The 25,116-nt window shown below is 66.4% G+C and carries 26 protein-coding genes; 13 read left to right on the forward strand and 13 right to left on the reverse strand.

Annotated elements, in window-relative coordinates; all coding sequences use genetic code 11:
* Window positions 1–34 precede the first annotated feature (34 nt).
* Complete coding sequence (locus ACP7BL_RS10145; RefSeq protein ID WP_426258260.1) at window positions 35–688, forward strand: histidine phosphatase family protein; 654 nt, start codon at window positions 35–37, stop codon at window positions 686–688.
* Complete coding sequence (locus ACP7BL_RS10150; RefSeq protein WP_426258261.1) at window positions 685–1,167, forward strand: hypothetical protein; 483 nt, start codon at window positions 685–687, stop codon at window positions 1,165–1,167. Before ACP7BL_RS10145 ends, ACP7BL_RS10150 begins: the two co-directional genes overlap by 4 nt.
* On the opposite strand, the gene ACP7BL_RS10155 is transcribed toward ACP7BL_RS10150, so the two are convergent.
* A complete protein-coding gene (locus ACP7BL_RS10155) occupies window positions 1,157–2,050 on the reverse strand; it encodes a LysR family transcriptional regulator (protein WP_426258262.1) in 894 nt (297 codons plus the stop codon). The two genes, ACP7BL_RS10150 and ACP7BL_RS10155, sit on opposite strands and share 11 nt — an antisense overlap.
* An 86-nt stretch (window positions 2,051–2,136) precedes the next feature.
* Here ACP7BL_RS10155 and ACP7BL_RS10160 point away from each other — a divergent pair, with 86 nt between their 5' ends.
* From ACP7BL_RS10160 to ACP7BL_RS10170, 3 genes are all read left to right on the forward strand, one after another.
* Window positions 2,137–3,087, forward strand: coding sequence for an NAD(P)H-binding protein (locus ACP7BL_RS10160; RefSeq protein ID WP_426258263.1), 951 nt, complete (start codon window positions 2,137–2,139; stop codon window positions 3,085–3,087).
* 389 nt (window positions 3,088–3,476) lie between these two features.
* Window positions 3,477–4,685, forward strand: coding sequence for a 23S rRNA (adenine(2503)-C(2))-methyltransferase RlmN (gene rlmN, locus ACP7BL_RS10165; protein WP_426258264.1), 1,209 nt, complete (start codon window positions 3,477–3,479; stop codon window positions 4,683–4,685).
* A gap of 194 nt (window positions 4,686–4,879) precedes the next feature.
* Complete coding sequence (locus tag ACP7BL_RS10170) at window positions 4,880–5,641, forward strand: sulfite exporter TauE/SafE family protein (protein WP_426258265.1); 762 nt, start codon at window positions 4,880–4,882, stop codon at window positions 5,639–5,641.
* On the opposite strand, the gene ACP7BL_RS10175 is transcribed toward ACP7BL_RS10170, so the two are convergent.
* The 3 genes from ACP7BL_RS10175 to ACP7BL_RS10185 are packed head-to-tail and all read right to left on the reverse strand — an operon-like array spanning window position 5,632 to window position 7,752.
* Window positions 5,632–5,979 (reverse strand): cytochrome C nitrite reductase, encoded by a 348-nt coding sequence (locus tag ACP7BL_RS10175; RefSeq protein ID WP_426258266.1) that lies wholly within the window; start codon window positions 5,977–5,979, stop codon window positions 5,632–5,634. The two genes, ACP7BL_RS10170 and ACP7BL_RS10175, sit on opposite strands and share 10 nt — an antisense overlap.
* Entirely contained in the window at window positions 5,976–7,169 is a 1,194-nt protein-coding gene (locus tag ACP7BL_RS10180) for a molybdopterin-dependent oxidoreductase (RefSeq protein WP_426258267.1), read from the reverse strand. The genes ACP7BL_RS10175 and ACP7BL_RS10180 overlap by 4 nt, the downstream gene beginning before the upstream one ends.
* Window positions 7,162–7,752 (reverse strand): NADPH-dependent FMN reductase, encoded by a 591-nt coding sequence (locus ACP7BL_RS10185; RefSeq protein WP_033966586.1) that lies wholly within the window; start codon window positions 7,750–7,752, stop codon window positions 7,162–7,164. The genes ACP7BL_RS10180 and ACP7BL_RS10185 overlap by 8 nt, the downstream gene beginning before the upstream one ends.
* Window positions 7,753–7,965: 213 nt before the next feature.
* On the opposite strand from ACP7BL_RS10185, the gene ACP7BL_RS10190 reads away from it, so the two are divergent.
* Genes ACP7BL_RS10190 through ACP7BL_RS10200 form a run of 3 tightly spaced genes read left to right on the forward strand, consistent with a single transcriptional unit; the run spans window position 7,966 to window position 12,070 of the window.
* Window positions 7,966–10,113, forward strand: coding sequence for a transglycosylase domain-containing protein (locus tag ACP7BL_RS10190; RefSeq protein WP_426258268.1), 2,148 nt, complete (start codon window positions 7,966–7,968; stop codon window positions 10,111–10,113).
* A gap of 41 nt (window positions 10,114–10,154) precedes the next feature.
* A complete protein-coding gene (locus ACP7BL_RS10195) occupies window positions 10,155–11,156 on the forward strand; it encodes a threonine aldolase family protein (RefSeq protein ID WP_426258269.1) in 1,002 nt (333 codons plus the stop codon).
* Window positions 11,153–12,070 carry a DMT family transporter gene (locus tag ACP7BL_RS10200; RefSeq protein WP_426258270.1) on the forward strand — a complete coding sequence of 306 codons (918 nt, stop codon included), beginning with the start codon at window positions 11,153–11,155 and terminating at the stop codon, window positions 12,068–12,070. The genes ACP7BL_RS10195 and ACP7BL_RS10200 overlap by 4 nt, the downstream gene beginning before the upstream one ends.
* Here ACP7BL_RS10200 and ACP7BL_RS10205 read toward each other — a convergent pair.
* Complete coding sequence (locus ACP7BL_RS10205; RefSeq protein ID WP_426258271.1) at window positions 11,980–12,816, reverse strand: NAD(P)-dependent oxidoreductase; 837 nt, start codon at window positions 12,814–12,816, stop codon at window positions 11,980–11,982. The genes ACP7BL_RS10200 and ACP7BL_RS10205 overlap by 91 nt on opposite strands.
* Window position 12,817: 1 nt before the next feature.
* On the reverse strand, window positions 12,818–14,425 hold the full coding sequence (locus ACP7BL_RS10210; RefSeq protein ID WP_426258272.1) for a M28 family metallopeptidase: 1,608 nt from the start codon (window positions 14,423–14,425) through the stop codon (window positions 12,818–12,820).
* A 97-nt stretch (window positions 14,426–14,522) separates the two neighbouring features.
* Here ACP7BL_RS10210 and pepN point away from each other — a divergent pair, with 97 nt between their 5' ends.
* Window positions 14,523–17,138: an aminopeptidase N gene (pepN, locus tag ACP7BL_RS10215; RefSeq protein ID WP_426258273.1), complete on the forward strand. Its 2,616-nt coding sequence runs from the start codon at window positions 14,523–14,525 to the stop codon at window positions 17,136–17,138.
* Window positions 17,139–17,190: 52 nt separating this feature from the next.
* Here the strand turns inward: pepN and ACP7BL_RS10220 are convergent, their stop codons facing one another.
* The 5 genes from ACP7BL_RS10220 to rpmF all read right to left on the reverse strand — a co-directional run bounded on the left by ACP7BL_RS10220 (window position 17,191) and on the right by rpmF (window position 20,187).
* Window positions 17,191–17,580 (reverse strand): MerR family transcriptional regulator, encoded by a 390-nt coding sequence (locus ACP7BL_RS10220; protein WP_033965869.1) that lies wholly within the window; start codon window positions 17,578–17,580, stop codon window positions 17,191–17,193.
* Between the two features lie 8 nt (window positions 17,581–17,588).
* Window positions 17,589–17,888 carry an integration host factor subunit alpha gene (locus ACP7BL_RS10225; RefSeq protein WP_029622769.1) on the reverse strand — a complete coding sequence of 100 codons (300 nt, stop codon included), beginning with the start codon at window positions 17,886–17,888 and terminating at the stop codon, window positions 17,589–17,591.
* 91 nt (window positions 17,889–17,979) lie between these two features.
* Window positions 17,980–18,939 carry a beta-ketoacyl-ACP synthase III gene (locus ACP7BL_RS10230; protein WP_033965871.1) on the reverse strand — a complete coding sequence of 320 codons (960 nt, stop codon included), beginning with the start codon at window positions 18,937–18,939 and terminating at the stop codon, window positions 17,980–17,982.
* On the reverse strand, window positions 18,936–19,967 hold the full coding sequence (plsX, locus tag ACP7BL_RS10235; protein WP_033965872.1) for a phosphate acyltransferase PlsX: 1,032 nt from the start codon (window positions 19,965–19,967) through the stop codon (window positions 18,936–18,938). The genes ACP7BL_RS10230 and plsX overlap by 4 nt, the downstream gene beginning before the upstream one ends.
* A 40-nt stretch (window positions 19,968–20,007) precedes the next feature.
* The gene (gene rpmF, locus ACP7BL_RS10240) at window positions 20,008–20,187 is read right to left on the reverse strand and encodes a 50S ribosomal protein L32 (RefSeq protein WP_010406047.1); all 180 of its coding nucleotides are present in this window, start codon (window positions 20,185–20,187) and stop codon (window positions 20,008–20,010) included.
* A gap of 213 nt (window positions 20,188–20,400) precedes the next feature.
* Here rpmF and ACP7BL_RS10245 point away from each other — a divergent pair, with 213 nt between their 5' ends.
* Window positions 20,401–20,838 carry an MAPEG family protein gene (locus ACP7BL_RS10245; RefSeq protein ID WP_426258274.1) on the forward strand — a complete coding sequence of 146 codons (438 nt, stop codon included), beginning with the start codon at window positions 20,401–20,403 and terminating at the stop codon, window positions 20,836–20,838.
* A gap of 3 nt (window positions 20,839–20,841) precedes the next feature.
* Here ACP7BL_RS10245 and ACP7BL_RS10250 read toward each other — a convergent pair whose 3' ends face one another.
* Complete coding sequence (locus ACP7BL_RS10250) at window positions 20,842–21,513, reverse strand: MBL fold metallo-hydrolase (RefSeq protein ID WP_426258275.1); 672 nt, start codon at window positions 21,511–21,513, stop codon at window positions 20,842–20,844.
* A 96-nt stretch (window positions 21,514–21,609) separates the two neighbouring features.
* Between ACP7BL_RS10250 and pabB the strand changes: the two genes are divergently transcribed.
* The 3 genes from pabB to ACP7BL_RS10265 all read left to right on the forward strand — a co-directional run bounded on the left by pabB (window position 21,610) and on the right by ACP7BL_RS10265 (window position 24,927).
* Complete coding sequence (pabB, locus tag ACP7BL_RS10255) at window positions 21,610–23,412, forward strand: aminodeoxychorismate synthase component I (protein WP_426258276.1); 1,803 nt, start codon at window positions 21,610–21,612, stop codon at window positions 23,410–23,412.
* Between the two features lie 51 nt (window positions 23,413–23,463).
* A complete protein-coding gene (locus ACP7BL_RS10260) occupies window positions 23,464–24,663 on the forward strand; it encodes a pyridoxal phosphate-dependent aminotransferase (protein ID WP_426258277.1) in 1,200 nt (399 codons plus the stop codon).
* A 120-nt stretch (window positions 24,664–24,783) separates the two neighbouring features.
* Window positions 24,784–24,927: a hypothetical protein gene (locus tag ACP7BL_RS10265; protein ID WP_171010460.1), complete on the forward strand. Its 144-nt coding sequence runs from the start codon at window positions 24,784–24,786 to the stop codon at window positions 24,925–24,927.
* Here ACP7BL_RS10265 and ACP7BL_RS10270 read toward each other — a convergent pair.
* On the reverse strand, window positions 24,917–25,105 hold the full coding sequence (locus ACP7BL_RS10270; RefSeq protein WP_426258278.1) for a hypothetical protein: 189 nt from the start codon (window positions 25,103–25,105) through the stop codon (window positions 24,917–24,919). The genes ACP7BL_RS10265 and ACP7BL_RS10270 overlap by 11 nt on opposite strands.
* Window positions 25,106–25,116 lie beyond the last annotated feature (11 nt).

The following is a 25,116-nucleotide window of genomic DNA, read 5'->3' on the forward strand; positions in this document are numbered from 1 at the left end:
TGCTTTTGCGTCACACGGGGTTGAAAGGCAGGCCATGGATTCCAACGCCCAGATGCCGCCACGAAAGGGCCGCGATTTCATCGCGCGCCACGGCGAAACGGTGTTCAATGTGGTCGGGCGGTTGCAGGGCGACCATGTTCACACCCCGCTGACCCGCGCCGGTTTTGCGCAAGCCGATGAGATGGGGCGGGCGCTCCGAAAAAATCTCGGGGCCCGACCGGCGCTGACGCTGTGGGCGTCGCCGACCGGGCGCGCTTTGCAGACGCTGGCGGTGATTGCCGAGCATCTCGAACTCGACTGGCACACGGCGCGGACCGACTCGCGGCTGGTCGAAATCGATATGGGAACGTGGGGCGGGCGTTATTATGCCGATCTCGCGGCCGAGGGTGCGCGCGTGGTCGATCGGGATGCGGGGCTGCTGTTTCCGGCACCCGATGGCGAAACCTATGGCGAAATTGCCGCGCGCGTGGCGGGCTGGCTGGCGGACACTACCGATGACGACAGCGATCGGCTCGTCATCATGCACGGCATTTCCAGCCGGGTGCTGCGCGGGGTGATGACGAACGCGGCGGACGTGCCCGGTTATGGTGCCCCCGCCGCTCCGGGATTGCCACAAGGGTCGGTGGCGATGATCGATCGCGGCATCGAAAGCGTCGTGCATCTCGGCCTGGGGCACGCCCCTGCATGATGCGGCGACTGGCCGTTTTACTGGTCCTGATCGCCGCCCCCGCCGCCGCGCGCGAATCGCTGGGCGTGTTCGATCGCTGGGGGGCCTTTACCGATCCCTCTCCGCTGCGCTGCTACGCGATCGCCGCCCCGGCGCAGTCGGGCGGGGCGTCCGCCTGGCGGCCCTTTGCCAGCATCGCCACCTGGCCGGGGCAAGGCGTGCGCAACCAGCTCCACATCCGCCTCAGCCGCGAACGCAATCCGCAATCGCGCGTCACGCTGTCGGTGGGCGAGCGGCGCTTCGATCTGGTCGCGGGCAATGCCGACGCCTGGGCCCCCGACGCGCGCACCGATGCCGCGATCGTCACCGCGATTCGGTCCAGCCGCAGCATGAGTGTCGAGACGCTCGCCAAAAGCGGTGCGCCCTTTGCCGATGTCTATGCGCTGCGCGGGGCCGCCACCGCGATCGATGCAGCGTCGCTCGGGTGCCTCAGGCGTTGATATAGCCGCGCAGGCCTTCGACCAGATGATCGAAGGTCGCGCGAATCCGGGCAACGCCGCGCAGATCCTCATGCGTCACCACCCAGGTTTCCAGCGCTACCGCCACGGTATCGGGCAACACCCGCACCAACTCGGGGTCGCGCGCGGCCAGCCAGATCTGGCAAAAACCAATTCCCAAGCCTGCGCGAATGGCCGCGAGCTGGGCAAGGTCATGGTCGCTGCGAAAGCCGAAACGCTCGAGGTCGATCGGCCAGCCTTGCGCGCGCATCCCACGCAGGATGGCATTGTCATGCTCGACACCGATGATGCGATGCTGCGCGAGTTCGGCGATGCTTTGCGGCACGCCGTGCTCGGCCAGATAGTCGCGCCGCGCATGCAGGCCGAGCGGCACCTCGCCGACGCGCTGCGCGACCAGCGCTTCCTGCGTCGGGCGCACCATGCGCACCGCAATATCCGCCTCGCGCCGCAGGACGTCTTCGTTGCGATTGGTCGGCGACAAGTCGATCATCAAGCCCGGATGCGCACGTTGTAACCCCGCAAGGATCGGCGGCAGCACTTCGACTGCGATGATCTCGCTCGCCGAGATGCGCACGCGCCCGGCGACTTCGGTGGAAACGCTCGCCGCGCGGACAAAGGCGGCGGCGGCATGGTCCATCGCCTCGGCATGGCCCGCCACCGCGCGGCCTGCCTCGGTTGGCTGCAACCCGCCCGGTGTGCGGGTGAACAGCGCTGCCCCCGTCGCCGCCTCCAGCTCGGCGATCCGCCGCCGCACCGTCGGCTGGGCGATATCCAGCAGCCGCGCCGCGCCCGACAGGCTGCCCGTCCGCAGCACCGCCAGAAAGGCGCGCTGACGCTCCCAGTCGATCGAGTCGATGCTCATCATTTTTGTATAGGCGGCCTGGAAGTTCTTGCCAATTTTCGACAACCCCCTGGGCGCGTATCTCCATGTCGCAGCAACAGGAGGCGCAGATGACCTACAAAACGGCTTTGATCTTGGGTGCCAATGGCGGCGTCGGCGGGGAAACCGCACGGGCGTTGATCGCGCACGGCTGGCAAGTGCGCGCGCTGACACGAACGCCGCGCGCCGCGCAGCCTGGCATCACCTGGCTCGCCGGCGACGCGATGGACGCCGCCGCCGTGCTCGATGCCGCACACGGCGTCGATGCGATCGTCCATGCGGTCAACCCGCCCGGCTATCGCAACTGGAGCAGGCTGGTGCTGCCAATGCTCGACAACAGCATCGCCGCGGCCCAGGCGGTGGGCGCGCGGCTCGCCTTGCCAGGCACGATCTACAATTACGATGTCGGCACCATCGCCGTCGCCATGGTGGACTCTCCGCAGCAGCCGGTGACGCGCAAAGGTGCCATCCGCGTCGCGATGGAACAGCGCATCGAAGCGGCCTGTCGCGGCGGAATGCGCGCTGTCATCCTGCGCGCTGGCGACTTTTTCGGGCCGCGCCCGGGTGGCAGTTGGCTGTCACAGGGCATGGTCACCCCGGGCAAGCCGGTTACCGCCATCACCTATCCCGGCGATCGCGGCATCGGCCATAGCTGGGCCTATCTGCCCGATGTCGGCGAGACCTTCGCGCAATTGCTCGACCGGGACGCCACGCTGCCGGATTTCGCGCGCTATCATTTCGCGGGCTATTACGACCCCGACGGCACGCTGTTCCCAGGTGCCATCCGCCATGCAGTCGGCAATCCTGCGCTGCCCGTGCGGCGGATGCCCTGGGCGCTGCTGCCGCTGATCGCACCGTTCAACGCGACCATGCGCGAATTGATCGAGATGCGCACCTTCTGGCGCAACCCGCTCGCGCTCGACCATCGCGATCTGGTGGCACTATTGGGCGCGGAACCGCACACCCCGCTCGACCAGGCGATGGCCACGACGCTGCGCGCGCTGGGCTGTCTGGGGCAGTAAAATTGCCCATTGCGCGGATTGACGCGGATGCGCCCGCACCGACAAAACGCGGTACATACAAACGAGGGGGCAAGCATGAAGCAGCTAGGATCGACGCTAGAAAGGCTTGGACAGGCACTATCGCTATTGGGTGGAGCAACGTTAGCGCTCGTGATTCTAATTGTGATAATCAACGGACGATGGCCGGTGTTTCTGGAGCCCGTACGGAGCAGGTTTGAACTAATCTCTGGGTTTCTAGGCGACTATGCAATTATCGTCGAAGGGCTTTGCTTCGTCGGACCCGGGCTTTTGATCGCGTGGATAGGCGGCTGGCTTAAAGATTCAAACCGAGATACGACTTAAAACCGGCGGGAGTAGAAAAACCGCGCCTTTTAGCCTATGTGCCCCGGATGCAGACAGCTCCAGCCCTCTCCATGCCCATTCCGGGGCATATCGATCCCGTACCCGTGCCACGCGCGCTGGTGCCGCGCAGCGATGGGCGAATCGATCTGCTCGGCCTGTCCAAGGCCGATTTGCGGATGGCGCTGGAGACCTCGCAGCTCGACCCCAAACAGGCGAAATTGCGCGCCAAGCAATTGTGGCACTGGATCTACAATCGCGGCGTCACCGATTTTGCGCTGATGACCGACATTTCCAAGGCGATGCAGCCGTGGCTGGAACAACGGTTCACCATCAGCCGCCCGCAAGTGGTCGAGGCGCAAGTGTCGACCGACGGCACGCGCAAATGGCTGCTGCGCACCGATGACGGCAATGATTATGAGATGGTGTTCATCCCCGATGCCGATCGCGGGACCTTGTGCGTGTCGAGCCAGGTCGGCTGCACGCTGAACTGCCGCTTCTGCCACACCGGCACGATGCGGCTGGTGCGCAACCTGACGCCGGGCGAGATCGTCGGGCAGGTGATGCTCGCGCGCGATGCGCTGGGCGAATGGCCGAGCCAACCCGAGGGCCGGATGCTCACCAACATCGTGATGATGGGCATGGGCGAGCCGCTCTACAATTTCGACAATGTCCGCGATGGCCTGAAGATCGTGATGGATGGCGACGGCATCGGCCTGTCACGCCGCCGCATCACGCTGTCGACCAGTGGCGTGGTGCCGCTGATGGCGCGCGCGGGCGAGGAAATCTCGGTCAACCTCGCCGTGTCGCTTCACGCCGTCACCAACGAGATCCGCGACGAGATCGTCCCCATCAACCGCAAGTACAAGCTCGAGCAGGTGCTCCAGGCGTGCGCGGATTATCCGGGGGCCAACAATGCGCGGCGCATCACCTTCGAATATGTCATGCTCAAGGACAAGAATGACAGCGACGCCGATGCGCGCGAGCTCGTGCGGCTGCTGAAGAAATATGATCTGCCCGCCAAGGTGAACCTGATCCCGTTCAACCCCTGGCCCGGCGCGCCCTATGAATGTTCGACGCCGGAGCGGATCAAAGCCTTCTCCAACATCGTGTTCGATGCAGGCATCAGCGCGCCCGTGCGCACCCCGCGCGGCCGCGACATCGACGCCGCCTGCGGGCAGTTGAAAACCGCCAGCGAAAAGCGGAGCCGCGCCGAGCTCGACCGGCTGGCCGAGGAAAAGCAGGCGGCGCTGGGCTAACCCCCCGTGTTCCTGCGCAGGCAGGAACCCAGGGTTACGGGCGTGGCGCTTGCAGCCCTGGGCTCCTGCCTGCGCAGGAGCACGGCGGAGGTCAGCGAGCTGCACACCTTGCCTCGCCCGGTCGCGCGCGTCACAAACCGGTCTGGCGGAATGTGCGGCACGCTCGATGCCGGGACAAAGCCCGGCATGACGGAATGACGGTGGATCTGACGACAATCGGCTTATCGGCAGGCGCTGGCATCCTTGGCGGCGCGATGAACGCGCTGGCAGGCGGCGGCACCTTTGCCACGCTGCCCGCGCTGATCGCGCTCGGCCTGCCCGCCAACACCGCCAACGCCACCTCCAACCTCGCTTTGCTGCCGGGGGCCGCGACCAGCGCCTGGGCGTTTCGCGACGAATTGCAGCCGATCGGCGGGGTCCGCATCCGCTTGCTCGCCGCAATCACCTTTGTCGGCGGCCTGGCCGGCAGCGCGCTGCTCTGGGCGACGCCGACGCATGTGTTCGACTTGCTGATCCCGTGGCTGCTGCTGTTCGCCTTCGTCGTCATCACCTTCGGCAAACGCGCCGCCGATGCGCTGCACAGCCGCGTCACCATCACGCCGCACATGCTGGTGGTCGTGCAGGCGGCGCTCGGCATTTATGGTGGCTATTTCGGCGGCGGCGTCGGGTTGATGACCACCGCCGTCTATGGCCTGCTCGCGGGCGTTTCGCCGCGCGCCCTGTTCGCGCCGCGCACCTTGATGCTGGCGATCGCCAATGCCGCCGCCGCGATCGTGTTCATTCTCGCCGGGCTGATCGCCTGGGCCGCGTGCCTGCCGATGCTGGTCGGTGCGATCTTCGGCGGCTGGATCGGCGCGCATATCGGCAAGCGCCTGCCACACGGCGTGGTGCGCGGCTGGACCTTGTTCGTCACCGGCGCGACCACCGTGGTGTTCTTCTGGCGCGCCTATTTCTGAAACGCGAGCAAGGCCGCGACGATCTTGCCGTCATCCTTCTCGTCGATGGTCGCTTTATACGCGCTGCGCATCTTGGTGATTTCCGCCTGCCATTGCTCGGGCTTGAGCCGGGGCTGGCTCAGGATCAAATCGGGCGAATGGCAGGCGGTGCAATTGACCGTCACGATCTCTGCACTGGCGGGCAGCGTCACCGTCTCGTCGGGCAAGGTGACGCTTTGCGAGGTCAGCGCGATCGGCTCGCCCGCGCCGCGCAGCGACTCGGGCGTGGCATAGCGCTCGCACCCCGACAGCAGCGCCACTGCGGCCAGCGCGCCGATCGATCCAAACGGTCGCATCATGCTTGCATCACCTTCGCCGTCTCGATGCTGTTGCGCATATAGCCACCGGGGTTCCAGATCGGATCGAAGCCTTGCGTTTCGCCGCTGGTGTTGGTGGCCCGCACCGCCACCGTCTGCGCACCCGGCGGGACGGAAGCCGCCCAGCGCCGGAAGCCATAGCGCCCCGCATCGGGGCCAAGCTGCGCCGGATGCCAGCTCTTGCCGCCATCGATCGACCAGTCGACCTTGGCCACCCCGCCCGCGCCGCCCAGCGCTACACCGCGCACGCCGCCCGCATCGGCGCGCGTGAAGAAGGCACGCGGCAGCATCCGCCCGATCGGCACGGTCGGAAAATCCTTGGCCCCCGGCACCACGTTTGCGCGCGGGGTCGCCGGGATGCGATAGGCCTTGTCCATCCAATAGCCGGTGTCGGGCGCGGCGAGCACGGTGATGCGGTCAAGCGCCTTGACCCAATAGGTCGAGAACCAGCCCGGCACGATCAGCCGCAGCGGAAAGCCGTTGAGCAGCGGGAGTTGCGCACCGTTCATGCCGTACGCCACGATCACCTCGTCGGCGCGGGCATGGTCGATCGCCAGCGACTTGGCGAACCACGGCGCATCGCCCGGTGGACGATCGAGCCCGGCAAACTGCACCTGCACCGCGCCCGGCGCGACGCCTGCACGTTCCAGCAGATCGCGCAAACGCACCCCGGTCCACAGCGCATTGCCGATCGCGCCATTGCCCCATTGCGCGCCCGCCACGCGCGGACCGAAAGCCCCACGCGAATTGCCCGAACATTGGTTGACCGCCGCGATCTCGACTTGCGGCAGCGACTGTAGCTGCTTGAGGCTCAGCGACAGCGGGTGCTTGACCGCCCCGCCGACCTGCAAGCGGAAGCTGTCGACATCGACCGACAGCGGAATGTCGGCATAATGCCAGCGCACGAAGAAGCGGTCGTTCGGGGTGAAGGTCGATGCGCCCAATTCCCCGTCAAACGCCGCCATCGGCGTTTCGAGCAGCGGCGCGCGCACGCGCTGCAGGATCATGCCGCGCTTGCCCGGAAAAGCATCGGTCAGCGGGCGGCGGCCATCGCCCTGCGAAAAGCCAAGATCGACCAGGGATTGCGCCCACAGCGGACTGCTCGCCAGTGCGCCCGCACCGAGCGTCAGCGCGCTGCGCCGCGCGATGGGTTGGCGGAGCCACTCAGCCATGCTGGATCGCCAGCGGCGCAAAGCGCGCGACTTGCTGCCCGACCAGCGAAAGCTGTTCGATCACGGCGGGGTCGCTCGCGCCGCCCTCGGCATCGAATTTGGTGAGTTGCGTGTTGACCGCCGCCGCGAACGGCGTCGGCCAGCCGCGCAGGGCATGGACGATCGAGCGCAGCGCGGCGATGGTGCTGCCCGTCGCCTGCCAGCCATAGGCCGTCGCGATCAAGCCGACCGGCATATCGGCCAGATATGGACGATGCGGATCGCGCGCGGTTTCCTCGAGCAAGTCGAGCGCATTCTTGACCACGCCCGAAATGCTGCCGTGATAGCCGGGCGAGGCGATGATCAGCGCCGAGGCTTGCCGCACGGTATCGACGAACTCGCGCTCCTGCGGGGTCCGCGTCGTCGCTCTTGGATCATAAAGCGGCAGCTGCGCCATGTCGGCACCGCCGAACATGCGCGTGCGAAAACCTTCGCGTGCCGCCGCGTCCAGCGCGATCGCCAGCGCGCGCTCGGTCGAGGACACCCCTCCGATCGTGCCGCCAATCCCGACGACAAGGGGCAGATCGGGCGCGGAATCGGCCATCGGGGAAATCTTTCGCAGCGGGGCGGCACACGGCCACGGTCCGCGTTCGATAGCGGGCGCGCGCGCCGGGCTCAATCGCCAACTGGGGCCCGATCGGCTCCCCCTCGCGCCTTGCCCCCCGCGCTGCTACACCCGGCATCGATGCGTGACCCTTGCTTGCACGATCTGTTTTATATGAGTAACACACGCTTTCGGTGTAGCGGGATCTAGTCCATGCGTTCCTATCCCTTCGATCCGGCCGATCGGCCGCAGCGCGCGGACGATGCGCTCGAGCTGACCGGCGGTATGCCGCCGCCCGAACGTCATGGGGGGCCGAGCTACCAGGCCGAGGGTGAGCCTTACGCCGATGAGGACGACGGCTATACGACCACCCTGCCGGTGGTGCAGCGGCCCAACCGGCTGCGCTGGGTCATGCGCGGCATCGCCGCGCTGATCGTATTGTTCGTGTTCGCGGTCGGCTGGCTCGCGGTCACCGCGCCCTTGTCGAAATCGTTGCAGCCGCCGACCCCGCCCAGCATCACCCTGCTCGCCGATGACGGCACGCCGATCGCGCGGCGCGGCGCGATTCTGGGCGCGCCGGTCGATGCCGCCAAGCTGCCGAAAAACGTCACCAACGCGTTCCTGGCGATCGAGGACCGCCGTTTCCGCACGCATTGGGGAATCGATCCGCGCGGCATCACCCGCGCCTTCTTCCACAACATCACCTCCAAGGGCCGCGATCAGGGCGGCAGCACGATCACGCAGCAGCTCGCCAAGAACGCCTTTCTCGATTCGGATCGCACCGCCGCGCGCAAAATCCGCGAAGTGATGATCGCCTTCTGGCTGGAGGCGTGGCTGACCAAGGACCAGATCCTGTCGCGCTATCTGTCGAACGTCTATTTCGGCGATAACGTTTATGGCCTGCGCGCCGCCGCGCGGCATTATTTCGGGCGGACGCCGGAAAATCTGTCGATCGGCCAGGCGGCGATGCTGGCCGGGCTGGTCAAGGCCCCGTCCAAGCTCGCCCCCACCATCAACCTGAAGGGCGCGCGTGACCGGGCCGCCTTGGTCGTCGCGGCGATGGTCGATGCGGGTTTCCTCGATAAAGCCGACGCGGCCGAAGTCCGTCCAGCGCGACCGATTGCCGATCATACCCAGGTGCTGCCCAACGGCACCTATTTCGCCGATTGGGTGCTGCCCGAGGCGCGCGACCGCGCGGGCGAGATCGCTACCGAGACGACGGTACAGACCACGCTCGACCGCCGCCTGCAACGCGCCGCCGAACATGCAGTGCGGCGTGCGGGCTTGCGTCAGGCGCAAGTCGCCCTGGTCGCGATGCGCCCCGATGGCCGCGTCGTCGCGATGGTTGGCGGCAAATCCTATGCCGACAGCCCGTTCAACCGCGCGACGCAAGCCCAGCGCCAGCCGGGCTCTGCCTTCAAGCTGTTCGTCTATCTGGCAGCGATGCGCCACGGCATGACGCCCGATTCGGTGATCGACGACAAGCCCGTCACCATCGCCAATTGGTCGCCCAAGAACGCCGATGGCCGCTATCTCGGGCCGATTACGCTGCGCCAGGCGTTCGCGCGCTCGTCCAACGTGGCAGCGGCACGGATCACCCAGCAAGTCGGCGTCGCCAATGTCATCCAGGCGGCGCGCGATCTCGGCGTCACCTCGCCCATTCCCAATGAAGCGACGATCGCGCTCGGCACGTCGAGCATGTCGCTGCTCGAACTGACCTCGGCCTATGCCGCGATCCTGGCCGAACGCTATCCGGTCCACGCGCACGGGCTGGAGGCCGCTCCGGCGGAGCACGGCATCATGGCGGCGCTGACCGATCGCACGCGCGCGCTCGACGGCACGATCCATGACGAGATGCTCGATTTGCTCTCCGCCTCCGCCGAAACCGGCACCGGGCGTGCCGCGGCTCTCTCGGTCAAAACCTATGGCAAGACCGGCACCACGCAGGACAGCCGCGATGCCTTGTTCGTCGGCTTCGCCAATGGCCTGGTCGTCGGCGTTTGGGTCGGCAATGACGACAACACCCCTAATGCCGGTCTGTCAGGCGGCGGCATTCCCGCGCGGGTGTGGCGCGATTTCATGCAGACCGCGCTTGGCGTCGGCCCCGCCGCCGCGCCCGAGCCGGTCGAGGAGGTCGATCCCGATGCGGGCAATTCGCTGGGCGACGCGCTCGAAAACTTCCTCGATCCCAGCGCGATCCCCCCGGTCGAGGGCGAGATTCCGGGCGTCGGACGGATACGGTTGCGCAATGGCGAAATCGACTTCGCGCCCAGCCGCCCCGACCAGCGCGACCGCCGCCGCGATGCCCCCGACGATCGCGCCCCGCGCCGCGACCAGAGTGATCCGAACGACGACCAATAGCGCCGGTTGACGCCGGGCAAGCACGCCCGCATTGCTGTGCCATGCGCTTCTTCTCCGACAACGCCGCCCCCGTCCACGCCACCGTCCTCGCCGCCATGGCCGACGCCAATGTGCTCGACACCGCATATGACGGCGATGGCTGGAGCAAACAGCTCGACGCGCGTTTTTCGGAGCTGTTCGAAACCCCGGTGCGCGCCTTGTGGGTGCCCTCGGGCACGGCGGCCAATTGCCTCGCGCTCGCCGCTCTGTGCCCGCCCCACGGCGCGATCGTGTGCCACCGCGACGCGCATATCCAGAATGACGAAGCCGGCGCGCCCGAATTCTACACGCACGGCGCCAAATTGCTGCTGGCCGAGGGCGATGGCGCCAAGCTGACACCCGAGACGATCGCCGCCGTGCTCGATGCGACGCGCACCGACGTTCATCAGGTGCAGCCGCACGCGATCTCGATCACCAACGCCACCGAATATGGGCTGGTCTATACCCCCAATGACGTCGCCGCGATCGGCCATCTCGCGCGCGAACGCGGGCTCGGCCTGCATATGGATGGCGCGCGCTTCGCCAATGCCGTCGCGCATCTCGGCTGCGCGCCCGCCGACGTGACGTGGCGTGCCGGGGTCGATGCGTTGAGCTTCGGCTTCGTCAAGAATGGCGGGATGAGCGCCGAGGCGCTGATCTTCTTCAAGCCAGAGCTTGCCGCCGCGACGCTCTATCGCCGCAAGCGCGCCGGGCTGCTGCTGTCCAAGGGACGCTATCTCGCCGCGCAATTGCTGGCGATGCTCGACGGCAATCTGTGGCTCGATCTGGCGCGGGGTGCCAATGCCGGGGCGGCCTTGCTGGCGCAGGCGGCGGGCGACCGGCTGGTCAATCCGGTCGAGGCGAATGAAGTGTTCCTGCGCGTTACCGCCGCCGAGGCCGAGAAACTGCGCGCGCTCGGTTTCGATTTCTATGATTGGGGTCCGGGCGAAGCGCGACTGGTCATCTCGTGGAACCAGCGGCCTGAAGACATCCGCCCGCTCGCCGACGCGATCGCTGCGCTTTGAGCGACGCGCCGCCCCCCAATTCCAGCCGCCTCGCGATACTGATTCCGTTCGGCATCGTCACGCTGATCTGGGGATCGACTTGGCTGGTCATTCGCGGGCAATTGGGCGTGGTCCCGCCAAGCTGGTCGGTCACCTATCGCTTCCTCGTCGCGGGCATCGTGATGCTCGGCTATGCCACGCTGCGGGGAGAGCGCATCCGGCTCGATGGGCGCGGCTGGGGCTTTGCCGCCTTGCTGGGGCTGATGCAGTTCTGCCTCAACTTCAACTTCGTCTATCGCGCCGAGGCGCATATCGCCTCCGGGCTGGTGGCGGTGGTGTTCGCGCTGATGCTGCTGCCCAACGCCTTGTTCGGGCGGATTTTCCTCGGCCAGCGGCTCGGGCGGCAATTGCTCGTCGGGGTCGGCGTGGCGATGATCGGGGTCACCTTGCTGTTCCTGCGCGAGATAAGGATCGATCCGCATGGCCCCGGCGAAGTGCTGACCGGGATCGGCTTCACCACGCTGGCGATCTTCTCCGCCTCGACCGCCAATGTCATGCAAGGCACGCGCACCGCGCGCGCCTATCCGATGAATTCGACCCTGGCGGTGGCGATGCTGATCGGTGCCGCCTTCGATGCCACCTTTGCCTGGGTGACCACCGGGCCACCGGTGATCGAGCCGACCTTGCCCTATCTCGCCGCCACGCTGTATCTCGGCGTGTTCGCCTCGGCGATCGCCTTCCCGCTCTATTTCGGCGTGATCCGCGTGATCGGCCCGGCCAAGGCGGCCTATTCGGGGGTGCTCGTCCCGGTCATCGCCATGTGTCTGTCGACGCTGTTCGAGGGCTATCGCTGGTCGCTGCTCGCAGGGGCAGGCGCGGCCTTGGTGATCGGCGGCCTGATCATCGCGCTCAGGGCGCGCAGACCCGCGCGGTAATCGGGGTAACGCGGCGACCAGCCGAGCACGCGCTTCGCCTTGCCGTTCGCCACCCGCCGATTCTCGGCATAGAAACCGCGCGCCATTGGCGACAGCGTCTCCAGCGGCACGAAGGCAGGCGCGGCGAGCCCCAACAGCCGCGCCGCGAACGCCACCACCGCATTCTGGCTGGCGGGGAGATCGTCGGCGAGATTGTATGCCCCCCGTGGCGCATCGAACCCCGCGATCACCCCGCGCGCTATGTCGTCGACATGGCAACGGCTGAACACCTGGTCGGCGACATCGACGCGGTGCGCCATACCGCTGGCGACACGATCCAGCGGCGACCGCCCCGGACCGTAAATGCCCGGCAAGCGAAACACCCGAGCGCCGATCTCCTGCCACGCGGCATCGGCTTCGGCCCGCGCATTGCGGCGACCGCTGCCGATCGCGGCACTCTCATCGACCCACGCCCCGCCAGCATCGCCGTAAACCCCGGTCGAGGACAGGTAGCCGAGCCACGCCCCGCTCGCGCGCAGGGCCGTGCCATAGGTGACCAGCACCGGATCGATCTCGCCCGCAGGCGGCACCGAGGACAGGATATGCGTCGCCGCGCCCAGTTCCAGCGCAACCGCCGCGCCATCATCGAAGCGGATCGTACCGTCGCGCCCGTCGCGCGTGGTGCCGACCACCACCCCGCCTGCGCCGCGCACCCGCGCCGCCAGCACTTGCGCGGTATAGCCAAGCCCGAAGATCAGCAGCCGCACATCACTTCGCCCCATAGCCATTGTACAGCAACCCGAAGAAATCGCCCTTGTTCCAGCGCGGCCGCGCATCGCCATCGGCAATCGCGCGCGCGATCGCATAATTGGCATCGACAAAACGGATGCCCTGCGCCCAGTCGATCGGCTGCGACAGGTCGTCGGCCGGCTGGTGATAGCGGTGCGCGAAGAACTCCGCCGTCGCCGCCTTGCCCGGCCCCTTCTGCCCTGGCCACAGGAACACCGAGGGCACGCCTTGCTGGACGAAGCGATAATGATCGGAGCGCACGAAAATGCCCTGCGCCGGATCGGGATCGGGCGACATCGTCACCCCCAAGGTGCCGACCGCCTGCGCGACGAGCGGCCCCAAGGTTGAGCGATCGGCCCCGAACACCGTCATGTCTTCAAAGGCGTAAGACAGGATCGGCATATCGAGATTGACGTCGGCGACGATGCTGGAGATCGGCACGGTCGGGTGCTTGGCGAAATAGTCGGAGCCGACCAGCCCCTTCTCCTCCGCCGTCACTGCCAGGAACAGGATCGAGCGGCGCGGGCGCTTGCCCGAAGCCTTGAAACGCTTGGCTTCCTCGATCAGCGAGGCGATGCCGACCGCATTGTCCTCCGCGCCGTTATAGATCGTGTCGCCCTTGGCATCGGGCCGCCCGACGCCGAGATGATCGAGATGCGCCGACAACACCACGACCTCCTTGGCGAGCTTGGGGTCGCTGCCCGGCAACATCCCGGCGACATTGCCGCTGCCCATCGCCTCGAACGCCGTCTTCAGCGACACCGTCATGCTGACGCAGAGCGGCTCCGCGCGGAAGACGGCCTCGCGGTCGGCCGCGCTTTTGGCGATCTCGCTCCACGGCGTCGCCCCGCCCGCGAACAGCTTGGCCGCCCCGGTCGCGCTCAGCGTCGCCAGCACCGGCGCGCCGACGGTCTCGCCCGTGCCATTGGCGCGCGCCCAGGTCGTGCGCGGCCGGTCGAAGCCCGCCCCGTTCCCCGGCAACGGACCCCGCGTCAGCACCACCACGCCGACCGCGCCATGCTGCGCCGCGATCACCGCCTTGGTCGCCACGCTTTGGAAATGCGCGCGTTCCTCGCTCTGGAAGCTGTTCGGCGCGCCCGCGAACAGCGCGACGATCTTGCCGCGCACATCCACCCCGGCATAATCGTCGCGGCGATAAGTGGGCGCGACCAGCCCGTAGCCGACGAACACCACCGGCGCATCGAGCGCGGTCTGCGCGGCACTCGCCACCGCGCCCGGCACATAATCCTCGCCAAAGACCAGCGTGCGCGGGCCCGCGCCCGCGCCGGTCAGCACGACATCGCCCTTGTCGGCAGCGCGATAGGTGACCAGCGGCACCTTCTGGATATAGCTGCCCGCATCCCCGGCAGGCTTCAGCCCGGCGGCAAAGAATTGCGCGGCGACATATTCCGCGGCGATCCTATATTCGGGGCTGCCCGCCTCGCGCCCGCGCAGCGCATCGGAGGCAAGAAACAGGACATGCGCCTTCATCGCGGCCTGATCGTCGGGCAAGGGCGCGTCCTGCGCGAGCCCCGCGCTTGCGCTCGCGAGCGCAATCATGCCCGCCATCCAGATCTTCATCGTCATCCCTTTTGCTATCCTGGCCCGCTACCATAGGGATTACCGCACGCAAAACGGGCGATTTCGGTGGCACGGCACGGTTGCGGGCCCTACATCGCAGGGAATGCTCGATATCCAGACCAGCTCCGCCCTGCCGACGGCCACGCCGCATGTTACGCGCCGTGAGGATTACACGCCGCCCGACTGGCAAGTGCCCGAGATCGCGCTCGACTTCGACCTCGACCCGGCCAGCACGCGCGTGAAGGCCATGCTGCACGTGCAGCGCAGCGACACGCATGATCGCCCGCTGCGGCTCGACGGGGCGGGGCAGACGCTATTGTCGGTCAGCGTCGACGGGGTCGCGGTCAATGACTGGACGATCGAGGGCGAAACGCTGGTGCTGCCGCTGGCGGGCTCGGCGCATGTCGTCGAAACCGAGGTCGAGATCGCGCCCGAGCGCAACACGCAGCTGATGGGCCTCTATGCCTCGGGCGGCAACCTCTGCACGCAGTGCGAGGCCGAGGGCTTCCGCCGCATCACCTATTTCCCCGATCGGCCCGACGTGCTCAGCCGCTACCAGGTGCGGATGACTGCGGACAAGGCGCGCTATCCGGTGCTGCTCGCCAATGGCGACCCGATCGCCTCGGGCGATTTGCCCGAGGGCAAGCATTGGGCCGAGTGGCGCGACCCCTTCCCCAAGCCGTGCTACCTGTTCGCGCTGGTGGCAGGCGATCTCGCGGTCAATCGCGGCAGCTTCGTCACCATGTCGGGCCGCGAAGTCGCGCTCGGCATCTGGGTGCGCGCCGCCGACGTGCCGCGCACCGACCATGCGCTCGCCGCGCTCAAAGCCGCGATGGCGTGGGACGAGCGCGTCTATGGCCGCGAATATGATCTCGACGTGTTCAACATCGTCGCGGTCGACGATTTCAACTTCGGCGCGATGGAGAATAAGGGGCTGAACATCTTCAACAGCCGCTACATCCTCGCCGACCCCGACACCGCGACCGATTATGATTATGACGGCATCGCCGCCGTCGTCGCGCACGAATATTTCCATAATTGGTCGGGCAACCGCGTCACGTGCCGCGACTGGTTCCAGCTGTCGCTGAAGGAAGGCTTCACCGTCTATCGCGACCAGTGCTTCTCGGCCGATCAGGGCTCGGCCGCAGTCAAACGGATCGAGGATGTGCGCGGCCTGCGTGCGTCGCAATTCCCCGAGGATGCCGGACCGCTCGCCCACCCGATCCGCCCCGATTCCTATCAGGAAATCTCCAACTTCTACACCGCCACCATCTACAACAAGGGTGCCGAGATCATCCGCATGCTGGCGACGATCCTGGGCGCGCAGGCGTTCCGCGCCGGCACCGACCTGTATTTCGACCGCTTCGACGGCACCGCGGCCACCTGCGAGGATTTCGTCGCATCGCTCGAAGACGCGAGCGGCACCGACCTGACGCAGTTCCGTCGCTGGTATTCGCAGGCCGGAACGCCGCGCATCACCGCTTCCTTGCTGCATCATGAGGGCTCAGGGCGCGCGGAACTGGTGCTGGCACAGAACACGCCCCCGACGCCGGGCCAGACCATCAAGCAACCGGTCGTGCTGCCACTCCGAATAAAATTGTTCGGTGCCGACAGCGGACAGCCCTATGCACCCGAGCAAACCGTGCTGCTGACCGAGGCGGAACACCGCATCGTTTTCGAAGACGTGCGCGAACGCCCGATCCTGTCGATCAACCGCGGTTTCTCCGCCCCGGCGATCCTCGAGACCGATCGCAGCGCCGCCGACCTGGCCTTCCTCGCCGCGCATGATGACGATCCGTTCGCGCGCTACGAAGCGTTGCAGCAACTCATGCTCGATACGCTGGTGGAAAGTGCCGGTGGTGCCCGCGTCGATCACACCGCCGTGATCGCCGCGATCGGCGGCACGCTCGCCAACCCGCAGCTCGACCGCGCTTTCGTCGCGGAAGCCGTGCTGCTGCCCTCGGAAAGCTTCATCGGCGACCAGATGACGGTGGTCGATCCCGAAGCGATCTTCCGCGCCCGGGAAGCCCTGCGCCGCGATATCGGGCGCACGCTGGAGGATGCGTGGCGCACTGCCTATCATGCGGCCCGCGCCACTACCGACGGCTATGTCTATTCGCCGGAGGCCAAGGGCCTGAGGCGGCTGAAATCGGTGGCGCTCGGCTATATTGCGGCGTCGGGGGCGGGTGATGCGGGCGCACTGGCGTTCGCGCAATTCGAAGCCGCCGACAATATGACCGACCGGCAAAGCGCGTTGACCACTTTGGTCGCGGGCGATTCCACCCAGCGCACGCCTGCGCTCGACATCTTCTACAATCGCTACAGCGACAATGCGCTGGTGCTCGACAAATGGTTCTCGGTGCAGGCGATGGCCCCGCGCGACGACACCGGCGCGATCGTGCTGGAACTGTCACAGCATCGCGATTTCACGCTCGCCAACCCCAATCGGGCGCGGGCGCTGATCGGTGCGTTTAGCGTCAACCAGCGCGCCTTCAACGCAGCCGATGGATCGGGCTATCGCTTCCTGGCCGATCAACTGATCGCGCTGGACCGGATCAACCCGCAAACCGCCGCCAAGCTGATTCCCCCGCTCGGCCGCTGGAAGCGCTTCGACCCCAGCCGCGCCGCGCTGATGCGCGCGCAGCTCGAACGGATCGTGGCGGTGCCGGGCTTGTCGAAGGATATGGCGGAACAGGCGTCGCGCAGCCTGGACGGGTGAAGCACGCGCGGGAAGCGGGCGCGGTCCGCTTCCCGTCCCTTCGGCACGCCGCTCACGCGTCGTCGGTGAGGGCCGTTGCCAAAGCGGTGCGCACCGCCAGAATTGCGTCCCGCGCTCTGTTATCGAGCGCGGCGTTGCGGGGCGACGGTGGTTTGCCCTCGAGCAACAGTGCCTTTTGCACGCCGCGAATCGTATAGCCGTCCTGCTCCAGCATCGCCGCAATACGCCGGACCAGCGCCACGTCCTCGGGACGGTAATAACGGCGATTGCCGGCGCGCTGCAGCGGTCGCAGCTGGGGGAAGCGGGTCTCCCAATAGCGCAAGATATGCTGCGGCAGCCCCGTCTCCCGCGACAATTCCCCGATCGTGCGATACGCGCCCGCCGCCTTGCCGCCCGACTCCGCTGCAGCAGGAGCGTCGGCTTTCGCGGGCGGAACCGCCATGGTCAGCGTCAGTCGGCGTCGACGATGCGATCGCGCATCATCTGGCTGGCGCGGAAGGTAAGCACGCGGCGCGGCGCGATCGGGACTTCGATGCCCGTCTTTGGATTTCGACCAACGCGCTCGCCCTTGTCGCGCAGGACGAAGGTGCCGAAGCCCGAAATCTTGACGTTGTCGCCCTTGGCCAGCGCACCACACATATGGCCAAGGATTTGCTCAACCAGCTTGGACGAATCCGCGCGCGACAGGCCAACACTATTATGGAGCGCCTCCGCCAGATCGGCCCGTGTCAACGTTCCTACAGATGCCATTCCGTTTCCCTCCCCGAAGAATGGTAGAGAACCGACCTAACACACAGAAGTGCTTGACTGAAAGTACTAGTTACTTCCTCGTAAGAAGGGATTAGAAGCGAATCACCGCGGCACCCCAGGTGAAGCCGCCGCCCATCGCTTCCAGCACAATCAGATCGCCATGCTTGATCCGCCCGTCCTTGACCGCGGTATCGAGCGCGAGTGGAACCGAGGCGGCCGAAGTGTTGGCATGCTGGTCAACCGTGACGACGACTTTGTCGGGCGACAGGTTGAGCTTGCGCGCCGTTGCATCCAGGATGCGGGCATTGGCCTGATGCGGCACCAGCCAGTCGACATCGCCCGCCGAAAGCCCCGCAACGGCCAGCGTCTCGGTCATCACCGAGGCGAGATTGACGACGGCGTGGCGAAACACCTCGCGCCCCTTCATCCGCACCTTGCCGACAGTGCCGGTGGTCGAGGGACCACCATCGACATAAAGCAGTTCGTTATGGCGGCCATCGGCGTGGAGCCGCACCGCGAGAATGCCGCGTGCGCCCGTGTCCTGCGCCTCCAGCACCACTGCGCCCGCGCCATCGCCGAACAGCACGCAGGTCGCGCGGTCTTCCCAGTCGAGGATACGGCTGAAGGTCTCCGCACCGATCACCAGCGCACGCCTGGCGGCCCCGCTGCGCAACATGCTGTCGGCAACCTGCAGCGCATAGAGAAAGCCCGAACAGACGGCGGCGACATCGAAGGCCACGCAATCATCGATGCCGAGCATCGCCTGCACCTTGGTCGCGCTGGCCGGGAAGGTCTGGTCCGGCGTGGCCGTCGCCAGCACGATCAAATCGATGTCCTGCGCCGCAATACCGGCGGAACCCAGCGCCGCGCGGCACGCGTCTGCGGCCAGCGTGGCGGTGGTCTCGTCAGGGCCGGCGATGTGACGGAAGCGGATGCCGGTGCGCTCGACGATCCATTCGTCCGAGGTGTCGACGGTTTCGGCCAGCTCGGCATTGGACACGCGCCGCGTCGGCAGCGCCGATCCGGTGCCGATAATCACGCTTTGCATCATGCCGCCTTTTTCTCGAAATCACCCAGATCTTCCGCGATTCGCCGCGTCAGATCATCGCGCACCATCTTCGCCGCCGCCGCGATTGCGGTGGCCACGCCCACTTCGTTGGCACCGCCGTGGCTTTTGACGACCAGCCCGTTAAGCCCCAGAAAAACGGCACCATTGTGGTTATTCGGGTCGAGATGATGGCGCAGCAATTCGGTTGCGGGGCGCGAGATGAGGAAGCCGATCTTCGAGCGGACCGAAGACCGGAAAGCCCGCTTGAGCAGATCGGCGACGAACCGCGCGGTGCCTTCGGCGGTTTTCAGCGCGATATTGCCGGAAAAGCCGTCGCACACGATCACATCGACATCGCCACGCGACAATTTGTCGCCTTCGATGAAGCCGGTAAATTCCAGTGGAAGATGCGCGGCGGCGCGCAAGGCGGTGGCGGCGTCGCGAATCGTCTCGGTGCCCTTCTGGTCCTCGCTGCCGATGTTGAGCAGCGCGACTCGCGGGCGCGCGAGATCCAGCGTCGTGCGCGCATAGGCCGCGCCCATCACGGCAAACTGAATGAGATTACGCGAATCGCACTCGGTATTGGCACCGAGATCGAGCACGACCGTGTCATTGTCGCCCAGCGACGGCATCAGCCCCGCCAGTGCCGGGCGGTCGATCCCCGGGATCATGCGCAGCGACAGCTTCGACATCGCCATCAGCGCACCGGTATTGCCCGCCGACACGCAAGCGGCAGCGCGGCCCTGCTTCACCATGTCGATGGCAATACCCATCGATGTGGTCTTGGCGCGGCGAATCGCCTGGCTCGGCTTGTCGCTCGAGCCGACAACCTCCGGCGCATGGACGATTTCGGAATGCGCGGTGAGGTTGGGGTGGTTCAACAGCCCAGCCCGAATCGCTGCCTCGTCGCCGACCAGAATGAAGCGCATGTCCTCGAACCGGCGGCGGGCACGCGCCACCCCGGCGAGCATCACCGCCAGCCCTTCGTCGCCACCCATCGCATCGATCGCGATCCGGGAGCTGTTCGTCACGCTGGCCGCTCCCTGTTCACTGTCCGAGCGTTGCGTCAGGTCAGCCTTCGACCGAAACGATCTCACGACCGTTATAATGGCCGCACGACGGGCACAGATTGTGCGGACGCTTCAGTTCGCCACAGTTCGGGCATTCCTGGAACGACGCGACGGTCAGCGAATCGTGCGAACGACGCATGCCGCGCTTGGACGGCGTGGTTTTTCTTTTGGGGACGGCCATTTCGGCGAAACCTTATGCTTGTCTGACAGGTGCGATACGCCCGGTCCGGGCTCTCCGCAACCAACGCCTGAGGTTGGCCGCGCAAGCGGCACCGATGCCAGACAAATCGCGAAGATGGCGGCCTATAGCGATTCTGCGCGGCGTTGCAAGCTTGAGGAATGGATGCCAAGGCCGCATCACCCGGTTTCCGGGCGTGCCTGGGGGAGAAGAACGATGAGTTCGATCGCGTTGCCAATCACATTGATGACGGCGGGTGCTGCTGCAATCTTGAATTTGTGGCTCGCCATGCGCACCGGATCGGTCCGTACCAAGGCCAAGATCGATATTGGCGACGGCGGCAACGCATTGCTGATTCGCCGGATGCGCGCGCACGCGAATTTCGTCGAATATACGCCCTTTATCCTGATCCTGATCGCCCTGATCGAATTCACCACGGGCACGTCGCTGTGGCTGTGGGTGGCGAGCGCGGTGTTCCTGCTCGGCCGAGTCGGCCATGCGCTCGGGATGGAAGGTTTGTCCGGCGGACGGATGGTCGGCACGATCATTACGTTCGCGCTGCTGCTCGGCCTGGGCGGCTATGCGGTGGTGCTGCCCTATCTGCCGCACGCGGCAACCAGCGTGACCGCCCCGAGCGCGGTGCGCGCGGGCTGACCCTCAGGCGGCGAGCGCTGCGTCGCTGACGAACATGTTGGTGCGGCGCTCATGCGCGAAACTGCTCGCCGGGCCGTGCCCCGGAATGAACGTCGTGTCGTCGCCGAGCGGCCACAGCTTGGTGACGATCGACTCGAGCAATTGCGGATGGTTGCCGCGCGGGAAATCGGTGCGGCCTACCGACCCTGCGAACAGCACGTCACCGACCAGCGCCAGTTTGGAGGGCGCGTGGTGGAAGACGACGTGGCCGGGCGTGTGGCCAGGCGTCTCATAAACATCGAGCACGAGATTGCCGACGGTGACGGTGTCGCCCTCGACCAGCCAGCGGTCGGGCTCGAAATTGACGCCGGTTATGCCGTATTGCGCACCACTTTCGGACAGCGTCGAGGTGAGGAAACGATCCTCCTCATGCGGCCCCTCGATCGCGACGCCGAGCTGTTCGGCGAGCGGCTTGGCCTCGCCGCAATGGTCGATATGGCCGTGGGTAAGGATGATCTTCTCGACCGTCACCTTGTGCTGCGCGGCGGCGGCGAGCAGCTTGGGCAAGTCGCCGCCCGGATCGACGAACGCCCCGCGCATCGTCGCGGTGCACCATAACAGCGTGCAATTCTGTTGCAGCGGCGTCACCGGGATGATCGTGGCGCGAAGCGGCGGCTGGGGGGGCTGAGCGGTCATGCGCCCTGAAATACGGTGAGTGCGGCGGAAAACCAAGCGCGCGAAAACCAAGGGTTGCCGACAGGGGCGTCGCCGGGGCATTTGTTACACGACATTATGCACACGCCATCGCCCAACCCGCTTGTCCTGCGGAGCCCCTTCGTCCTGCTGGACGACGCGCGCGATGGCGGTGCAGCGGCGCGGCTCTATTGCGATCCGGTGCGAATCGTCACGGCGCGATCGGTGTCCGAAGTCCGCCCGGCGCTGGAGGCGCTGCGCGCCGCGCGGGCTGGCGGGCTGCAGGCCGCCGGATTCCTGTCCTACGAAGCCGGTACGGCGTTCGAGTCGGTCGCGGGAGCGGAGCCGGACGAGACCGGGACTCCTTTGCTGTGGTTCGGCTTGTTCGAACGTTATACCGAGATCGCCCCCGACGCGGTGCCGGCCATGCTGCCCGATCCGGCGGGGGCGTGGATCGGTGCGCCCGAACCGGCGATCGACCGCGCGACCTATGATGCGCATTTCGCCGCCGTGCAGGCGCGCATCGTCGCCGGGGACCTGTACCAGGCCAATCTCACCTATCGCGCACACGCCCGTGTCCTCGGCGATCCGCTTTCGCTGTACGCGCGCCTGCGCAATGCAGCGCGCGCCGGGTTTGGTGCGCTGATCGACACCGGGGCCGAACGGATCCTCTCGCTTTCGCCCGAATTGTTCTTTTCGCTGGAAGGCGACACGCTGCTGTGTCGGCCGATGAAGGGCACGGCGCGGCGCGGCGATAGCGCCGATGCCGACCGCGCGATTGCCGCAGCGCTGGTCGAAGACCCCAAGCAGCGCGCCGAAAATTTGATGATCGTGGACTTGATGCGCAACGATCTGGCGCGCGTTGCCCGCGCCGGATCGGTCGCGGTGCCGCATTTGTTCGAGGTGGAAACCTACCCGACGGTGCATCAATTGGTCTCGACCGTCACCGCGTCGATCGCGCCCGACACCGACGCGATCGACGTGCTGGCGGCGCTGTTTCCGTGCGGATCGATCACCGGCGCTCCGAAAATCGCGGCAATGGAGGCAATCGCCGCGATCGAAGGGGGCGCACGCGGACTCTATACCGGAGCGATCGGCCGGTTGGATGCCGATGGCGATGCCATGTTCAACGTCGCGATTCGCACGCTGACGCTGCCGTATGGCGCGGAGTACGCCAGCTTTGGCGCGGGCGGTGGCATCGTCGCCGATTCGGTCGCGGCCGAGGAATGGGACGAAGCACGTGCCAAGACCGACTTCCTGACTCGAGATGCGCGCGCGTTCGACCTGATCGAGACGATGGCGTTCGATCCCGAGCACGGCGTCTTGCGGCTGGATCGCCACCTCCGGCGGCTTGCGGCGAGTGCGCAGGCGTTCGGCTTCGCGTTCGACCGGCACGGCACGCGCAATGAGCTGCAGGCGGCAACCTTCCGCCTGCGGACGCGGCGCAAGGTCCGCCTGGTGCTGGCACCAAGCGGCGCGGTCGCGATCGAAATCGCCGAAATGCCTGCGGCTTCGGATCAGCCCTTGTCGGTGGCGGTGGTTCCCCTGCCGGTCACCCCCGACGATTTTCGCCTACGCCACAAAACCAGCGACCGCGCCTTTTACGACCGCGTGCGTGTGGCTGCGGGCAGCGACGAAGTGGTGTTCGTGCGCCCCGACGGGCGGCTGACCGAGGGGAGTTTCACCTCGCTGTTCGTGCCGCGCGGGGATGTCCTCGTTACGCCGCCACTGGAGGACGGACTGTTACCAGGGGTGTTGCGCGCCGACCTGCTGGCGCAAGGCCGGGCGATCGAGGGTGTACTCACCGAGGCCGATCTGGCGCATGAATTTTTCGTCGGTAACGCCCTGCGCGGACTGATTCGTGCGCGACGCACGGTTGCGGCAACGCCGCTGCCGGGATAAGCGCTCGCGCGAGTTCCCCGCCGCCACGGCTTTTTCCCAAGGCTCTTTCTTATGCATCCATCCGCCGCGCTCGCCCGCATCAAGCCCTCGCCGACGCTGGCGATCACCACGCGCGTGCAGGAATTGAAGCGCGCAGGCGTTGACGTGATTGGTCTCGGCGCAGGCGAGCCCGATTTCGACACGCCCGATTTCGTGAAGGAAGCCGCGATCAAGGCGATTCGCGACGGCCAGACCAAATATACCAATGTCGACGGCACGCCCGAGTTGAAGGCCGCGATCGTCGCAAAGTTCGCGCGCGACAATGGCCTGAGCTATACGCCCGACCAAATCAGCGTGAATGTCGGCGGCAAGCACACTTTGTTCAACGCGATCGTCGCCACGGTCGATGTCGGGGACGAAGTGATCGTGCCCGCGCCCTATTGGGTGAGCTATCCCGATGTCGTGCTGTTCGCGGGCGGAACGCCGGTGTTCGTCGCGGCCGGGCCGGAGCAGGGCTATAAATTGCGTCCCGAGCAGCTTGAGGCCGCGATCACCCCGCGCACAAAATGGGTGATCCTCAATTCGCCGTCCAACCCGACCGGGGCCGCCTATAGCGCCGCCGAGCTGAAGGCGCTGGGCGAAGTGCTCGAGCGCCATCCGCATGTGTGGATCTTCGCCGACGATATGTACGAGCATATCCTCTATGACGGCTTCGAATTCACGACGATCGCGCAAGTATGCCCGTCGCTGTACGAGCGCACGCTGACCGTCAACGGCTGCTCCAAGGCCTATGCCATGACCGGCTGGCGGATCGGTTATGCCGGGGGCGCGTCGTGGCTGATCAAGGCGATGTCCAAGCTGCAGTCGCAATCGACCAGCAACCCCTGCTCGATCGCCCAAGCGGCTGCTGTCGCCGCACTCAATGGCGACCAGAGTTTCCTCAAGGAGCGCGCCGCCGTGTTCCAGGGACGGCGCGATCTGGTCGTGTCGATGCTCAACCAGGCCAACGGCATCACCTGCCCGCGGCCCGAAGGCGCGTTCTACGTCTATCCCGAATTCTCCGCGCTGATCGGCAAGTCGACGCCCTCGGGCAAACTGATCGACAGCGACGAAGCCTTCGTCGCCTATCTGCTCGACGATGCCAAGGTCGCCGCCGTCCAGGGTGCGGCATTCGGCCTGTCACCGGCGATGCGCATTTCCTATGCCACCTCCGACGCGCTGCTGCGCGAAGCCTGCGAACGCATCCAGACGGCCTGCGCAAACGTACGTTGAGCCATTGGTTCAGCTTTTAGCAACGATTGGTTGCTGAAAAGCCTCTTGCGAAACGATCGGACAATGTCGATTTGCTGCGTCGCAGCGATCGGCATTGGGCCGGGCGCGAAAGGGTTTACAATGCGCAGCGTTCTTAAGTCGGGTTTCTTGTGGCAGTTTGCGGGTGGCTTCGCGTTGGGCGCGGTCGCTCTTGTAACGCTGCACCCGACCGAAGGCGCGCGGGCCACCACCCCGACCGAGGCGAAAGCACCGGCTACCCGCTAATCGTCTGCTCGATGACGGGGTCCGCTTCGTGGGCCTCCGCTGCGGCCGCCGAGTCGCCCACGCTCTTCTGCCGATAGCGCCGCGCCATCAGGGCGGCACCGAGCAGAAAGCCCCCCGGCACCAGCACCACTGCTGCCGCCAGCCCAATCCGGTTCCAGTTCGTTTCTTTGCGTTCCATCCGGAGCGCTT

It is taken from the genome of Sphingomonas sp. DC1600-2, assembly GCF_049897605.1.
Taxonomy (GTDB): domain Bacteria; phylum Pseudomonadota; class Alphaproteobacteria; order Sphingomonadales; family Sphingomonadaceae; genus Sphingomonas.